The sequence below is a fragment of the Streptomyces phaeoluteigriseus genome (assembly GCF_001896135.2).
GTDB classification, from domain to species: Bacteria; Actinomycetota; Actinomycetes; order Streptomycetales; family Streptomycetaceae; genus Streptomyces; species Streptomyces phaeoluteigriseus.
The window spans coordinates 1-15,213 of sequence record NZ_MPOH02000045.1; the positions used below are offsets into that span (position 1 = coordinate 1).

At 67.2% G+C, this 15,213-nt stretch carries 17 protein-coding genes; 4 read left to right on the forward strand and 13 right to left on the reverse strand.

The genetic code is table 11. The features are described from left to right. Positions 1-287: 287 nt before the first annotated feature. The 13 genes from BM536_RS37670 to BM536_RS37720 all read right to left on the reverse strand — a co-directional run bounded on the left by BM536_RS37670 (position 288) and on the right by BM536_RS37720 (position 11,156). Positions 288-2,450, reverse strand: coding sequence for a hypothetical protein (locus BM536_RS37670; protein ID WP_143651106.1), 2,163 nt, complete (start codon positions 2,448-2,450; stop codon positions 288-290). After that, entirely contained in the window at positions 2,447-3,520 is a 1,074-nt protein-coding gene (locus BM536_RS37675) for a hypothetical protein (RefSeq protein ID WP_073499526.1), read from the reverse strand. The genes BM536_RS37670 and BM536_RS37675 overlap by 4 nt, the downstream gene beginning before the upstream one ends. A 91-nt stretch (positions 3,521-3,611) precedes the next feature. Further along, on the reverse strand, positions 3,612-4,898 hold the full coding sequence (locus tag BM536_RS37680) for a hypothetical protein (protein WP_094104061.1): 1,287 nt from the start codon (positions 4,896-4,898) through the stop codon (positions 3,612-3,614). A gap of 3 nt (positions 4,899-4,901) precedes the next feature. Then, positions 4,902-5,177, reverse strand: a complete 276-nt coding sequence (locus tag BM536_RS37685; protein WP_073495461.1) for a hypothetical protein — start codon at positions 5,175-5,177, stop codon at positions 4,902-4,904. 2 nt (positions 5,178-5,179) lie between these two features. Then, on the reverse strand, positions 5,180-6,214 hold the full coding sequence (locus BM536_RS37690; protein ID WP_245873996.1) for a bifunctional lytic transglycosylase/C40 family peptidase: 1,035 nt from the start codon (positions 6,212-6,214) through the stop codon (positions 5,180-5,182). A 137-nt stretch (positions 6,215-6,351) separates the two neighbouring features. Beyond that, positions 6,352-7,596: an FtsK/SpoIIIE domain-containing protein gene (locus BM536_RS37695; RefSeq protein ID WP_073495464.1), complete on the reverse strand. Its 1,245-nt coding sequence runs from the start codon at positions 7,594-7,596 to the stop codon at positions 6,352-6,354. Then, positions 7,497-7,988 (reverse strand): hypothetical protein, encoded by a 492-nt coding sequence (locus tag BM536_RS40555; protein ID WP_143651110.1) that lies wholly within the window; start codon positions 7,986-7,988, stop codon positions 7,497-7,499. Before BM536_RS40555 ends, BM536_RS37695 begins: the two co-directional genes overlap by 100 nt. 211 nt (positions 7,989-8,199) lie before the next feature. Continuing rightward, positions 8,200-9,318, reverse strand: coding sequence for a hypothetical protein (locus BM536_RS37700; RefSeq protein ID WP_143651112.1), 1,119 nt, complete (start codon positions 9,316-9,318; stop codon positions 8,200-8,202). A gap of 26 nt (positions 9,319-9,344) precedes the next feature. Then, positions 9,345-9,527 carry a hypothetical protein gene (locus BM536_RS37705; RefSeq protein ID WP_073495470.1) on the reverse strand — a complete coding sequence of 61 codons (183 nt, stop codon included), beginning with the start codon at positions 9,525-9,527 and terminating at the stop codon, positions 9,345-9,347. 41 nt (positions 9,528-9,568) lie between these two features. Then, positions 9,569-9,697 carry a hypothetical protein gene (locus BM536_RS44125; protein ID WP_281258623.1) on the reverse strand — a complete coding sequence of 43 codons (129 nt, stop codon included), beginning with the start codon at positions 9,695-9,697 and terminating at the stop codon, positions 9,569-9,571. 140 nt (positions 9,698-9,837) lie between these two features. Further along, entirely contained in the window at positions 9,838-10,014 is a 177-nt protein-coding gene (locus BM536_RS41520; protein ID WP_094104062.1) for a hypothetical protein, read from the reverse strand. Positions 10,015-10,334: 320 nt separating this feature from the next. Further along, the gene (locus tag BM536_RS37715) at positions 10,335-10,709 is read right to left on the reverse strand and encodes a hypothetical protein (RefSeq protein WP_143651114.1); all 375 of its coding nucleotides are present in this window, start codon (positions 10,707-10,709) and stop codon (positions 10,335-10,337) included. A gap of 159 nt (positions 10,710-10,868) precedes the next feature. Continuing rightward, positions 10,869-11,156 carry a hypothetical protein gene (locus BM536_RS37720; RefSeq protein WP_079275081.1) on the reverse strand — a complete coding sequence of 96 codons (288 nt, stop codon included), beginning with the start codon at positions 11,154-11,156 and terminating at the stop codon, positions 10,869-10,871. A gap of 658 nt (positions 11,157-11,814) precedes the next feature. On the opposite strand from BM536_RS37720, the gene BM536_RS37725 reads away from it, so the two are divergent. The 4 genes from BM536_RS37725 (at position 11,815) to BM536_RS37740 (ending at position 15,038) form a co-directional block, all read left to right on the forward strand. Continuing rightward, the gene (locus BM536_RS37725) at positions 11,815-12,153 is read left to right on the forward strand and encodes a GntR family transcriptional regulator (RefSeq protein ID WP_073495526.1); all 339 of its coding nucleotides are present in this window, start codon (positions 11,815-11,817) and stop codon (positions 12,151-12,153) included. Positions 12,154-12,718: 565 nt separating this feature from the next. Then, positions 12,719-14,041 (forward strand): NsdA family TPR-like regulatory protein, encoded by a 1,323-nt coding sequence (locus BM536_RS37730; protein ID WP_073495532.1) that lies wholly within the window; start codon positions 12,719-12,721, stop codon positions 14,039-14,041. Positions 14,042-14,051: 10 nt separating this feature from the next. After that, on the forward strand, positions 14,052-14,591 hold the full coding sequence (locus BM536_RS37735) for a GNAT family N-acetyltransferase (RefSeq protein ID WP_170109989.1): 540 nt from the start codon (positions 14,052-14,054) through the stop codon (positions 14,589-14,591). 165 nt (positions 14,592-14,756) lie between these two features. After that, positions 14,757-15,038, forward strand: a complete 282-nt coding sequence (locus BM536_RS37740) for a helix-turn-helix domain-containing protein (protein WP_073495479.1) — start codon at positions 14,757-14,759, stop codon at positions 15,036-15,038. The last annotated feature ends 175 nt before the right edge of the window (positions 15,039-15,213 follow it).

A 15,213-nucleotide genomic window follows, 5' to 3' on the forward strand; every position in this document is an offset into this window, starting at 1 on the left:
GGCCGGGGCGGGTGGGGCGGGGCCGGCCGATCCGGCGGCGCGGGCGGGGAGTGAGCACGGGTGAGACCTCCGGTCGTCGGTGGACAGCACTGCGCCCCCGTCGACGGCGTGCGATGTCGGCGGGGCGCGGCAGGGCGGGTGGTGGGTGTTGGCCAGGCGGCCTGTCCAGTCCTCGCCCTTCCCCGGGGTATAGGGGGAGGGTGAGGACCAGGCAGGTCGTCCGAGACGGTGCGCAAAAGGATGGCCCGCGTCCCATGCGGGCGCGGGCCATCAGCGGCAGGAATAGGTCAGAGATCGGACGGCAGCCGCTTTCCACTCTCTGCGTCGTAGGCGGTGCCTGTAGGGGACAGACGGACGGTGCGGGATTCGGCACGCTCGCCGCTCTTCCAGGTTTTTCCGCCGACTGCTACGCGGACCGTTACGTCCGCTAGCGGGTCCTCTACTGGTACGGCGATCTCGGGTGTCTTCGGTACCCAGCCGTCTTCCTGCACGCTGGTGGCCGTCTTTCCGGTGGAGTCGATGCGCAGATACTTCACGGTGCGGTTGTAGTAGGTGCGTAGTTCGAGGATGACTTTCTGCCTGTCGCCGCTCCAGTGAGCAACTATGTCTGCCTTGACGCCATCGATGGTGACTGCGGCGCCGGACCTTCCCTTGTAGGCGGCGGCCGTCTCGGCACGGTCTTGACGCTGCTCTTCGATCTCGCTGTATTTCCATACTGAGGCAGTGATTGCTACGGCTGCGATCGCTGCGACGTAGGGCCATTTCCGTCGTCGTGCTGCCGGCGGGGGCACGCTGACGGGGTCCGGTGAAGGGGGCGACGGGTGGCGCCCGGTCGGCGGTGCGTCTGGCTTGTCGCCGGCTTGTCCGGGCCATTCGAGGTCGTTGCCCATGTGCGTGACGGTAGCGCGCAGTTGCGTGGCTTGGGCAGTGTTCCCGGACAGATCCGCCACATGGGCTCTGGTGGTCAGCCACGCGGCTGCCTGTGGGGAGTTGATGCCGTGAGCAGCGATGTCTTCGCGCTCACCGAGGGCGGCCAGCGAGGCGGCTTCATCGATCCGTCCTGCTTTTGCGGCCTGGAGCACATCGTGGTGCCTGGTGTCGACGTTGGGGGGCATGTCCCAGGTCCAGTCGTCGTCGAGTGCCTCCTTCGTAGGGCCGGGGCCCTGGTCGTATGTGTCGGTGAGGCCGGCCTCCTCCTGGTCGTACTCCTCGTGCTGGTAGCCGTCCTCGTCGGCTGCTGTGTCGTCCTGCTGGATCTGCTCGATGGCCGGGGTCAGCGCATGTTGCTGGGCCATGCGGCGTCGGGATGACGTGTCGGTGAGGCCGGTCTCTTCCTGGCTGAGTACGGTCTCGATGATGTCGACGTAGTGGGGGCCCACCTTCCACACCGCCCGGCCGGGATCGAGCCGTGGAATCTCCGTCACTGCCCAGGCAGGCAGGTCGAGCAGGTCCCCAACGATGGAGGCCTCTTCCGGAGTCAGCCGGCCGATGTGGACCACCTCGCACAGCCTGGCGAGGTCACGGGCTGGACCGTCCCCGAGGTCGGACAGGGTGTGCATCACGACGTCCAGGGACAGACCGGCCTTGCGGCTGTTCTTGAGCAGCCGTTGGATCAGCTCGCTGGTGGCCGGGGATAGCAGGATCTGCCAGGCCTCTTCCAGCACCAGGTGCCGGTGCACGGCGGTCGATTGCCGCAGCCAGACATGCTCTGCCCAGCAGGACACTGCGGCCATCAGGGAGGGGATGGCAGGGGAGTTGCGGTCCAGGCGGGAGAAATCGAACGAGAGGATCGGCAGATCCGTCTCCGGAAGGGTGGCGCCCTCGCCGTCAAAGAGGCCGCGCAGGCTGCCCTCTGTGTAGCGGGACAGGGCGATTGCCATGCCGATGCCCCACTCGGTGAGGAGGGCGGCAGGCCACCGGCCGTCTTCGGGGGCGATCAGCGCATCAACCAGGCCCTCGAGGGAGGTTGCTTTGGGGTGGTTGAGAGCATGCTGCAGTGCGTGGGCGGCCTGGGGGGTGAGAGCGGTCGGCTCAACGGCAGCAATCAGTGACCGGACCAGCTGCTCACGAACTTCGGGGGGGAGCAGGCTGCTGAGCGGGTTCAGGGTGAATGAGCCTGCTTCGATGACGGTGCCGCCGAGGGAGCGCACCAGCGGAGCCCACTCGCCCGCGTCGTCTTCGCCGAAGCTGTCGACGATGACGGCCTGGTGCTGGTGGTGCATGATCTCGCGGCGGATCCGGGCTTTTGCGGTGGTCGACTTGCCGGAGCCGAGTCCGCCCAGTGCCAGTGAGTTGGTCGATGGCAGGAGCGTGGCGGGGGTGAGGACGGGGGAGAGACGGAAGGGCCGGCCGTCGAGCAGCGACCGCCCAATGGGCACCCCGGGAAATGCGGTGCCTGCTGCGACGAGCGGTGCCGTGATCGCGGCGTGGCTGGACGGTAGACGAATCACAGAACTGCTCCCTTCTGGGTGGAGGCGCCGTGCGGGGTGGTCATCACGTGTGCGCGGTGCTGCTGGCCGGTGAGCCAGTCAAGGCCGATCCGGTATCGGTCGGCGGTGAGCGAGGCCTGCCAACGGGCGTCGGTGACGGCCTCCGGGCTGTCGCCCCAGACGGTCAGATAGGCATCGAGGTCCACGAGGGTGGCGCCGTCGACCAGGGCGCCATGCGCCACACCTGAGGCCATGTCTTGCCTGTCGGCCTTGACCTTGTCGTTGGTGAAGGCCTCGGCAGCCGCTCGCTGCCACTTAGCGGAACGCCTCGACTGCGCCACCGGCAGCGGCCGGTACAGCACGGCGAGAGAGCGTGAGGCGCCCTCGCCGAGCAGCAGCCGCGGCATGAGGTCTCCCCCCGTCTCGTCGGGCCAGGAGGTGATCCGTGAAGTGGCTGCGTAACGGCCGTCGTCGAGTGCTACCCAGCCGGGGCCTCGGTCGATGACGGCGGGTACCGGGTCGGGTGTGAGCGAGGTCAGGTCTCCCAGCGCGGCGAATTCCGCGGCCAGGGTGTCGATGACGCGCGCCGGCTGGCCGACCAGGCCGCGGGGCACGTGCACGGAGATCGTCTGGGTGTGGTCGGTGTAATCGCCGATGTCGGTGTGGTGGGTGACGTGGACCTGAATGCCGGCGGCGCGGGCCTGCCCGGCGGCGAAAACGAGAGCCCGCGAGAAAGCGGCATGGAAAGCCGCGCGGCGCTGCGGGTCCTGCATGGTGCCGTGCTTCGGGTACAGCGTCCATGTGGCGGTGGCTCCGGGCCGGCCAGTCATTGCGTCCGGCAGGGTGCGCTCCCGCAGGTGCCGGTATCCGACAGTGGCCCACCGTGCCAGAGAGCGGGGCCCCGGCGCCACGTTGAGCAGCGCTGCGGCCATGCCCACTGCGCCGAATGTCCACACGGGCGGCGGGGTGATCAATGCCGACATGAGGACGGCGGCCCCGCCCCCGGCGGTCGCTTTCGTCAGCAGGATTTCTGCGGGGCTGAGGCCTCGCTGGAGGGCGGGAATGCGGTAGCCGGGCGTCAGGGAGTACACCGATCTTCTCCTTCCGGATGTGCAGGCCGGCCCGGCGTCCCTCTGAGAGGGACGCCGGGCCGGCTGCTTTGGGTGGGTCGTGGGATAGGGGTCAGGCGCCTGAAGGCGGCGGGGCGGGGGGAGCCGGAGGGCGCGGACCGGGGGGAGCCGGAGGGCGCGGAGCGGATGTGCGGGGTGAAGGGCTGGCCGGCCGGGCCCGGGTAGCCGGGGCCGGCGGTTGGGCGGCGGCTCGTGCCTGGCGTCGCGCCTGGACGATCTGCGCGGTGCGTGCTGCGTCGGTCCGTACCTGCTTGACAGCAGATGCGGTGGTCAGCCGTCCGGGGCGCCGATCCTGCGTGACGCCGAACGCAGCAAGCAGGACACCCCGATCCTGGGTGAGGGCGCGGCGGGGGGTGTCCACCATGCGCGGTCCGCGCGGGGTGGTCTCCCGCTCGTAGTAATCAGGCACGCCCGCGCGCACCAGATTTCGTGCGAGAGGGTCAGTGGTCCTGCGCTCGACGGCCGTACGGACAGCGCCGGCTACCCGAGGACCGATGTATGGCACGCCATGGAAGATCAAGCGGAGCATGAGGACGTCTACGGCGACCAGAAGCACCGCGTCCATGGCGAGGGAGCCCGCACCCGTAGCGGCTTTGGCGGTGCCGACCAGCGGGGAGATGGCCAGCAGGGCGAACGGGGCGAACATCAGGCCCAGCAGCCGATTCGCCCACATCCTGATGGCGGAGGTGTCGCCCCCTCGGGCCAGTGACGCCAGCACGAGGGGTGCCATGAGCACGAACGCGAGGATGCCGAGCTGGCGGGTGAGGAACACCAGCACGGCGAGGGCGAGGGTGACTACCAGCACAGCGATGATCAGCAGGGAGGCCAGGGGATTCCCGGCATCCGTTGCGTGCTCCAGGTCATCGCTGATAGTCCCCAGGAGCGTCAGCTCATTGCTGTTGAACGCCGTTTTGAACGCCTGACTCACGGCAGAGTTCAGCAGCATGACGGCTCCGGGGACGGCTGCCATTCCTGCAACGGCTGCGAGCGTCCAGCCTGTCGACGCGCCCAGCTGCTTGAGCCTGGGTGCGCCCTGCCAGGCGGTCAGGGCGCACACGACGACCACGCACACGAACACGGCGATGGCGAGGTGCTGGCCGAGCCACATGAACTGGCTATAGAGCCAGTTGTCGGCCGCCTTCGGTGCCCATGCCCGGTTCGGCGCCAGCAGGTCGGTGAGTGTCTTGAGCAGGGTTTCCGCGAGATCTTTGACGTGCTCTGAGGCTCCGTCGGTGAGCCCCCCACCGTCGCTGACGTTGGGGGGCTGCCCGCCTTCCTGGCCTCGCTCGCAGTACTCCCGCGCGGATCCGCGGATCCCGTCACACGGGTTGTCGGCCATGGATCAGCCCTTGGCCTGGGTGACGGTGGAGAAGAGGGTGTCGCCGTAGAGGGCCAGGACGACCGCGACGAACAGGGTGCCGATGGCCATCGAGCCCTTGCGGAGTGCTCCCTTGGGATCGGTCGAGAGCTGCAGAAGCATCCGGACGGAGATGACGGCGATGACGGCGGCGATGCCCTTGATGACCAGGCCTCCGCCGGTGAGGCCAATGGTGTCGAAGAAGTCCTTGAAACCGGTGGACATGTCGATGGGCTTGGCGAGGGTGATGGACTTACGCATTCTCAGATCTCCTTGTTCGTGCTGGGTACGGGGCGGGCGACGGCGAACAGATCGCTCATCATGTCCATGGGGTCATATCGGACCTGGGTGCCAGGGCGCGGAGCATTGATAATCCAGCCGCCTCCGACATAGATGCCGACGTGGTGGATTCCGGAGGCGCTCGTCCCATAGAAGACGAGGTCTCCGGGGCGCATCTGGCCCGGCTTCAGGGGTTCTGATGCCGCGTACTGCTGCGCGGCCGTACGCGGGAGGGAAATACCGGCTTTCGCGTAGGCGTACAGGACGAGTCCGGAGCAGTCGAATCCGGTGATGGATACGCCGGAACGTCCTTTGGGCGAGCAGCAGATGCCGGTACTGGGGCCGCTGGCGTTTCCGCCGCCCCACGAGTAGGGCGTGCCAAGCTTTTCCGCTGCCGTGTTGACGGCGGTGGCGGCCTGATTGGTGGTCGTCTTCTTTCCACCGGCGGGCCGATCGGCGAGGGCCCGAATGGTGCGGACGTAGTTTTGTGTTTCTTTGTACGGAGGTACGCCGCCGTATTTGCGTACGGCGCCGCTGCCTGCGTTGTAGGCGGCAAGCATGTTGCTTTTCTTGTCACCGGGGACGTCTTTCACGTCGTCGGCGATGGTGCACAGGTACTTGGCGGACGAGGGGATCGCATCGGCGGGATCCCACACGTTGCGTTTTCCGTCGCCGTTACCGTCGATTCCGTGGGTCTCCCACGTGGACGGCATGAACTGTGCAATTCCCTGCGCACCGACAGGAGAGCTGGCTTTCGGGTTGAATCCCGATTCCTGGGTGAGCAGTGCGGCGAGCAGGTTCGGGCTGACCTCGGGGCAGGTGCGTCCCGCCTCCTCGATCAGTTGCTCGTACTCGGCGGGGACGACCATGGTGAGCGCCGTCCCTATGGGGTCGTCGCCGGCGCCCTGCACAAGCGCGGCCACGACCACGGCCGCGGTCGCTCCTACGCCGATCGTCAGGGCTGTGGAGGCTCTCAAGAGCGTCTTGTCTCCCTTCTTGGGCTCGTGGGGTGTTTCCACTGGTCAGATCCGTCATGACGGACCGGCATGGGACCGTCAGGAGACCGTCACGGGACCGGCAGGGACCGGCATGGGGCAGGCCTCATGACGGTCCGGTGACGGTGCCCTGCCGGTCGCTGTGACGGTCGCGATGACGCTCACGTAGAGGACCTGGCGGCCGCGGTGAGGTCGGCGAGCTTGTAGCCGCGCCCCTGCGAGCCGCGGCCGGCCGGGACCCCAAGCAGCGCAGACAGCTTCTTTCCGCGCTCCGTCGCGTCGTCTTCCGTGATGCCGAGCATCGGGGCCAGTTCGGACGTCAGCATGAAGTCCACGCCCTTATTCCGCATCAGATTGATTGCCTGATGGAGCGGAGTTTTCGGCGCCTCTTCCGCAGCCTCTTGCAGTTCCTTCTGCCGACGGCCGTAAATTTCGTCTACGACACTCCAGATGAACTGATCCTCGAAGTTGAATCCGCGGATCAAAGTGGAGCGTCCGTTGGCGAAGAGCACCGCTTGCCCCTTGATGTCGGGGTCCAGGAGTGCCGGATTGATCGGCGCGATCGTGTCGAAGTACGTGTCGCCGAGGGCGACCTTCGCTGTACCGGACGAGGCTACGTACAGACACAGCCGGTACAGGAACTGATCCCGTACCATGACAGGAATTGCATTCGTTGACGGGCGCTGAGTCATCAGCACCGTACCGATTCCGGATTCAAGCGATTTCGAAACCAGCGAACGGGTCTTCTCAGCGATGCGCCGCGCCTGTTCTTTCCCTTCCTTTGATTCGTCGTGGGCGAAGAAGTCGGCGGCCTCGTCCACCACGAGGATCACCGGCTTGAACGTTGGTGCGGGCTGCCGGTTGCGGATGGCTTCCGTGATTTTCCTGTATCGGCCGTCAGAGCGGCTGTTCAGCTCATCGACCATGTCCTCGAATACGGCAGGGTCATCGGACGACTCGTAGCGGGCGGCGATCTTCTCGAACTTCGTCAGTCCGCAGAATTTCCCGTCGAGCAAGTACAGCTCGAATTCGCCGTACGCGATCAAAAGGCAGGTGATCAGCCCGTTGACCAGGGTGGTTTTTCCCCGCTGCGTCATGCCGGCAACCAGCATCGACGCCTTGTCGAAGGTGGGCACCCCGGCGAGCTGGCCGGTGACGTCGTGTCCGAGGGGCACTCCGGCAAACGTTTCGATCTCCCGCCGGGTCGGGGCGGCAAAGGGGCGGGTGAACGGCGGCTCGTGAAGTTTGAGCAGCTTGACGCGCCGTTCGCTGTCCCGGCCCCGCTCCATGGTCAGGTGCATGCGGGTCACGCCGAACACGCCCGCCACGTTGCCCAGCCGCTTTTCAACGTCCTCGTACGTGCGCTCTTCGGGCATGAGGAAGTCGTAGAGCGTGCCCGTCTGCAAGTCGGTGACCGTGGTCTCGTGCAGGCGGATGACCTGGTCCCTGCCGATCGCGCCGCCGTGCTCAGCACGGCCGTCAGTTCCGGATGCGCCGGCACAACTTCGGCGTCCATCTCGGCTGCGTCGGCCTGTGCGGCTTCCTGCTTCAACGCCGTCGTGCTCGGCTGCGCCACCTCGCCGCTGAGTAGGCGCTTGAGGCCGGTTCTGGCCCTGTAGATGCCGTATCCGAGGGCGACCAGCACGCCGGCGGTCAGGAGCACGGTGGCGGGCCAGGACAGGCCCAGGTTGTCTTTGATGGCGGCGAGGATGCCGAAGATTACGGCCAGGGAACCGATGCCGCCGGCGGCCTGCGCGTAGAGGTCTTCCTCGGCGTTGGCATTGCTGCGTTTTGTCACGAACCCTCCTTTCGTGGGTCGGTGGGCGAACGGGATATGGGTGGTGCTCGCACGGGTCTGCTTCCTGGGTCTGCGAATGCGTGATCCGCTCGCCAGGTCACTCGCCGGGTCTGCTCCAGTTCGACTGCGTGCTGTGCACTTCCGGCAGTCGCAGCAAGGGCCAGCACCGCGTGCTGCGGGCTGGCCCTCACTGGTGGTGCCGGACGGGGGGTTAGACGTCGGCGTCCTCGGACTCGTCCTCGCTGTCCTCGGCCGTGTCGGCGTCGGTCTGGCTGGCGCCGTGTTCCTTGGCCATCAGCGCTACCCACGCGGTGCGGATCCGCTCTTCGCTGCCGACGAAGTTGGCAGCGCGGAAGGCGTCGCGGGCCTTGCGGTAGGAGGCGGGCGGGTTCTTGCCGTAGCGCAGATGCCGCAGTACGACGTCCAACTGCGCGTCGGTCAGCTGCTCGCCGGGCTGCGGGACCGGCACACCCGCCACGGCTGCAAGGTCGGCAAGTGTGACGGTCTGTGCCGCCGGGTGTGCCGGGTCACCGGCCCGCGTGCCGCCGGTTCCGCCCGTCAGTGCCCTGACCTGCGTGCCGTCCGTGCCGGGCAGGGCGGGAGCAGTGGGAGTCCATGTGCCGAATTCCGGCAGACGGATCGCCGCGACCTCCGGGGGAAGCGGCTTCTCCCGGACGATCTGCGCGGTGGCCTCGGCCTGCGCGTGCAGCTCCTGCGTCATCGTCTGCTGCGCCTTCAGCACCGACAGGCGGTAGGCGGTCTCCGCTTCGGCCACACGCTCTTCCAACGTCTTGGCCATCTCCAGCAACTCGATCCGGTGGGCGGCGTCGGCCTCCATCGTTTCCAGCTGGTCGGCGACCGTCTGGCGGCGTTCGGCGATCGTCCGCTGCGTGTCGGTCGATGTCTTCCGTCCGAGCGAGGGAAGGACGATCCACCACGCGGCCTTGGTGGCGATGATGGCGATCGGCGTGAGGACGATGGCCAGCTCGAAGCCGTCCGTGCGGGACAGGATCAGATCGGCGGTGGGGATCGCGGCGTTGATGGCTGTGAGCACCAGGCCGGCCCACAGCACACGCGTGGCGCGCCGTCGGTTGTTGCCGGCCAGGATCTCCGTGACCTGGAAGACGACCCACAAGGCATCCAGGGCGCCGACCGTGGGGACCGCCCACCCGCCGAATGCGGGCTCGAGGATGGTGTAGGACACGGCCACCGACAAGATGGCCACGCCCAACGTGACGATCCCCAGGATGGCGAGCACCATCCCGCGGGGGGAGGTGTCGCTTCGCATCTCGCGCCAGCCCTTCTTGTCCTTGGTGTTCTTGGCGTTCACGGTGTCTCCGTTCTCGGGCTGTTTCATCAGCTGGTGGCGATGCCGGCCAGGCGGCCGACCTTGGTGACATAGGCGATCTGCTGCTCGATGAGGCCGCGCACTTGCTCCTGGAGGCCGTCGGTGAAGCGGCCGCCGAAGGCGCTTCCGGAGCCGAAATGGCAGCGCTTGGGCCGTACAGTTCCCCTCCCCTCGCCCGTAGCGGCTGCCAAGAGGCGGGCGCGACGGGCGAGGGAGGCGGCGGTGCCGAGGGCTACTTGTTCTTGCGGCCGGTCAGGTTGATGCGCACGCGGGACTGCGGCTGCGGTGCCGGTGTCGGCGTCTGCTGGCCGCGTTGACCGAGGTTGATGCGTACACGGGACTTCGGCGTCTTATCCGTCATGGTGTGGCTCCTGTCGCACAGGGCCGGGCTGTCCGGCTCCCCTGGACCGCGCCCGGACCAGCCATCCGCAGGAGCGCGGGGCCGGGCCGGGCGGGCCAGGCAGCCGACAGAGGTGGCAATGTCGGACTGGCGGACAACCGTCAACGGCTTTGCTGGCGCTGACGGTTGAGGTAGGCGTCCTGCAACCGGGTGAAGGACTCGACCAGCCGCTGCCCGGCCGGGCAGCGGCTGGTGTCCGTGCAGTGGGAACAGGTGGTGCGGTGCGCCCGGTAGGCGCGGTGTGCGGCCTGGTAGCGCTCGTACAGGTCGTCAGGCACGGCTTCGTCTTTCGTGGTGCCGGCGGGCGAATGGGTGCAGGTCGGCGACGCGGTGCCCGGCGTCCCAGGCTGCTGCGGCAGCTATGGCGGCAGCCGCGAACAGCAGGCGGGTGAGCTGGTGCGCGGCGCGAGAGTGCGAGCGGCCCGGGTGGCGCGGTGCTGTGCCGCCCGGGCGCGTGTATGGGGTGGATCATTCAGTCAGCGGCCCGTGACTTGGCAGGCGGAGCAGATGCCGCCGTTCCAGTCGGGGAACCAGCCGCCGCAGCGGCTGCACTGGCCTCCCCCGCTGGCCCAGGCCCGCCACAGGACGGCGAGACGCTTCACCGGGACACCCCGCTTCCGCCGCAGGTACCGCAGGTCTGCCAGGACTGGCGGACCACTCCGTCGCTGCTGGTGTCCACTACCCGGCCGCCGGCACCGCCGCAGGCGCTGCACGGCTGCTGTGCCTGCGGGACAGTGGTCGGTGCGGTGCTGGTGCTGCGGGCCTGTCCGCAGCGGCACCGCCAGTACCCGCACAGGACGCATGCGTCGTCCGCGGCGGCCTGGGCGAGGCGGGCGCGCATCTCGGCGACGGTGCGCGGTGCGCGGCGGTGGGCGGGGATGGCGGCGTCCTGGGCGCGGACGACGGCCAGGAGGTGCTGTCCGAGACAGCGGTCGGCGTCCTGCTCTGCCGCGGCCGACCGGGTGCGTGTCATGCTGTCGATCACAGGGACTCCTATCAAGTTCCTGTACTGGCGGCCCCGGAGCTCTCACCTTCCGGGGTCGCCGCCCTATGGCTGGCCGGACGGCCAGCCACGGCCCGTCTCCCACCCCTTAACGCTCTGGTGGGGTGGGAGGGGGACCGTGGCGGGTCGTCAGGCCGCTGGCGCGTACGCGGTCCGGGCGGGGCGGATCAGGTAGTCCGACGTCGTCCACACCGAGCCGACCGCATAGGGCTGGCCGTCGGGACGCAGGGTGTCGCGGACGATGACCGCCCAGTGGGCGCTGTCGCGGCGCAGCAGCTGCGCCGCCGCGGCCGGGTCGGTGATGAGCGCCAACACTTCGAAGCGGCCGTCGGTGTTCTGGTAGATCGCGCCGGGGCGCCGGGGGCCGATCTCGTTGTCGATGCTGTGGGGCAGGGCGAAAACGTTCATGATGGCCATGTGGTGGGTTCCCTTTGTGTGGAAGGGCATCCGCCGGAACCCCCAGGGATGCCCCCCTGGGGGTTCTTCTGTGTGGCGGGTAGTGCGTCCTGCGCACTCCGCCGGCCACCGGTCCGGGCCGCGAGGGCGGGGCGGTGTACGACGGGCAGCACAGGCTGCGGAAGTTGGCGCGGCACCCGAGGTGGGTGCCGGACCTCAGATGGACGCGGACCGCTCACCGCCCGGGAGATCCGTCCAGGCGGGTCATGCGGTGAATGTCTGCCGCGTCGTTCTTTAGCGTCGTGAGGGTGTCGGCCCAACGGGCTCTCCACAGGTAATGAGCGACCAGGCCGTCTTACCGGCCCGGACCACCGGCCGAAGCCAGCGCCCTGCGGGTCATAACTCGTGCCGACTGCCACCACCAGGGGTAATGGCGCCTCACGACGGGTCTCCACTCACCTCAGCCGGTGCGGTCACGGCGTCATCGGTGGTGGATCACTCTGTGGAGTTCTGAAGGAACGAACGCTTCCTTTGATCTGCCTGCGAAGCAGGGGTCTCTCCAGGCGTCGACCTAACCGACTTAGTCGGCTTAACTGACACAGTGCACCTAGTTGGCAGACTGTGTCAACTAAGTTGGGGAAGCTGCCTAAATCAATGAAGGAGCTCTACGATGTGGCTCATGACGGCCGAAGACCTGCAGCCCTACCAGCGCATTGTGCGAGACGTGAAGGACCAAATCAGGCTTGGCCGGCTCAAGGTCAACGACAAGCTGCCCAGCACTCGGGAACTCGCCGACCATTACGGCGTCGCTCCAGGCACTGTGCAGCGAGCGCTCGCGGAGCTCCGCACGGAGGGCGTCGTCTACTCCCATCAGGGTCGCGGGTCCTTCGTTCGCGAGTCGGCCCTCGACGCCGTCGCCGATCCGACCTCCCAAGCGATCAAACGACTCGAAGAAACGGTGGCTGAACTGACTGAGCGCCTGGAACGCCTTGAGGCTGGCCAAAATGAGAGACGCTGACCGGACGTCACGGATTACGCATCCAACAACGGCTGAGTGCTCTGGTCCGTACACGGCTTTCATCGGTCACCCCGGCCAGACGTCGCGACAAGGCCTTTGAGGAGGAAGCTCGCAACGCTCACGCCAGCCACCGCCGTAACGATGTCGCGGATCACCAAGAGCAGGACCGAAGCAACCACCCCCGCAGTCAGGATCGCCACGAGGGTTACGGCTGCTTTGCCCCAGTGCCACACCCTCGGAGTGGGTGCGGATCCATGCCCGTCGCACCGACATACATGGACAGCGGATCCGAAATTGGCTGGGCGACCGTGCGCGTCGACTACCTCATGCCATCTGTCGGTCATGGTGCCCTCCTCAACTCACGGTCGGAACGCATGAATTTGCTGATCACAACCTCTGATGAGGGAGCATGACCAGACGAGGTCCTACAGCGGCCTAGTCCGGGACCTGGACCGGACATGAACCGGACCAGAGGGGGACCAGGCCCCATGCACTGCTGATTTGCAGGCGTCGCAGCACGACACTGAAATCTGCAAAGCACGATTTCGTGACTCGGGAGGAGCCGGTGGCCGGAAGCGCCCATCAGGGAGATCCGCGCACCACGTTGGAGTTTCTGCTGCGTGAGCAACCGCGCACGTACGACGAGGTCGTTCGCGACTTTGGTCGTCTTGCTTCAGATTTGGGAGAGGATGTAACCCTCAGCACCCGACATCTGCGGCGGCTCGCCAGCGGCGAACGCACCAACACCACCCCTGTCATGCGTCGTGTCCTGCAAGCCATGTTCGGCAGGCCGCTCGAGGAACTCCTGGCTCCGTGGGACGGGGTCTTACCAGCAGCGACTGCCGGATCCACTGGGCTGGTCCTGGCCACCGGCCAGCCCACTGCGGACAAGGAGCTCATTGAGATGGCAGCGCGACGCGCCAAGAGCTTTGCCCTCACAGCAGGCCAGACCGATCTCACCACCGATGTGCTGGAGCAGGTGCACGAAGACGTGCAGCGGCTGGCAACCGACTATCCGCAGAAGCCGCTCACCGAGTTGCTTCCCGACCTGTTCACCACCCAGGACACCCTCTTCACGCTGCTTGAACAGCAGCGCCGGCCGAGCCAGGCCCGGCAGCTCTACTTCCTGGCTGGGGTGACAGGCGGATTGCTCGCGAAGGCCTCTCACGACCTCGCCGACCCGTACGCGGCGCTCACTCAGGCTCGAACGGCGTTCGTCTGTGCGGACAGCGCGGACCACAACGGGCTCCGAGCCTGGATCCGCGGCATCCAGTCGCTGGTCTCGTACTGGGCAGGCCGCACACGCGAGTCCGTCAAGTACGCCCAGTCCGGTATGGAGTTCGCACCGAACAGCACCGCCAGTGTGTGGCTGCCTGTGAGCGAAGCACGCGCCTGGGCTGCCTTGGGCAACGCTAATGCGACCCGGGCCGCCATCGAGCGTGCCGAAGCCGCGTGGGATTCGGTACAGGAGGACGAAGTCGACGAACTGGGCGGGCTCTGCACGTTCGGCCGGACCCGGCAGATCTACTACGCGGCCGAAGCCCTGTCCCTATTGCCGTCCCAGACCACAGCCGCGGCGGACTACGCGGCCCGGGCAGTCGACGCCTACGAGGACACCAACTCACCCGAGTGGGCATTCGGAGACCAGGCCGGCTCACGCAGCGCCCTGGCCATCACCCGGATCCGGGCGGGCGAGCTGGAGGGAGCCGCAGAGGCAGTCTCGCCCATGCTGCAGCTCCTCCCGGAGCAGAGGATCAACGGCATCATCCACTGCGCTCAACGGATCCACCGTGCGCTGGGCGAGTCTCCACTCGCCGAAGCTGGCGGGGAGCTACAGGAGCAGATCGAGGCCTTCACCCGTACGCCGCTCAAGTCTCTCCCCAGCTAGGAGTTCACCGTTGACGTATCCGATCCGCATCGCCGGCGAAACGGTCACCTTGCGCGAGTTCACCCTCGATGACGTCGACGACGTCCTGGCGATCATCGGCGATGACACGGTAACGAGGTGGCTGTCCTTCGACAGTCGCGACCGCGCTCAAGCCATCGCCATGATCGAGGGCACGATCGACCGCGCTCAGCAGGAGCCGCGGACCGAGATCTACCTCGCGGTAACCAAGCACGGCGACGATCGCGTGATCGGATTCGCCCGGATTGGGCTCAGCGGCGTCCAAGCTGGGAAGTTGGGCTATGCCATCACAGCGACGGAGTGGGGTCGTGGCTATGCAAGAGACGCGGCTCACGCGCTGATCACCTATGCATTCAAGGAGCTCGGTCTCCACCGGATCAGCGCGGCAATCGGCCCGAACAATGCCGCCTCGATCGCCGTGGCTGAGCGGCTGGGATTCACGCGCGAGGGCGTGCTGCGCGACCACGTCTTCACCAACGGCGCGTGGCGGGACAGCGTGCTCCTTTCTGTCCTCGCTCATGAGTGGTGCTGACGATGGCGACCGCAGCAAGCGCGGCGGCCACAGGGTCTTGGCGCCAGCACCAGCATGTGGTCGCTTCTAGAGCCGCAACTTGAACGCTGACACCGCCTCAAACGCGCCCCCAGATGAAGCATTTCATGTACAGTTTCAGATCACGCACGCATGGGAGGGGGAGGGATGACCGAACTTTTCGAAGCCGTGGACTCTCTACTCAGCCGACCCGCGGATGCCCTGCCTCCACCTGACGTACGGGCCAGGCTCCGCAAGGCCTCCGGCCTGACTCAGGAGGAGGTTGCCGAAGCCTTCGGTGTGCACCGGATGGCCTTCCTGCGCTGGGAGAACGGGCACTCCACGCCGCACCGCAAGAACCGTGCAGCTTATCTACGCCTGCTCGCTGGCTGGGCTGAAAAGTATCCCGAGGCCGCAGTGCTGACGGAACCGAATCGAGAGGCAGGCTGAGAAACGCATGCTCGTTCGCCCCCCTTAATGCGAAGCGGCCCCCGTCGCCACAACGGGAGCCGCTTCCAAGCCCGACTCGCTTGCCCTACCAGAAGCTCCGAGTCGTGAGCAGCGAGGTGACCTCGTCTGCCGGGTGATGCCCGTGAGCCCTAAGGCCCGCGTGGTCACCTCTACC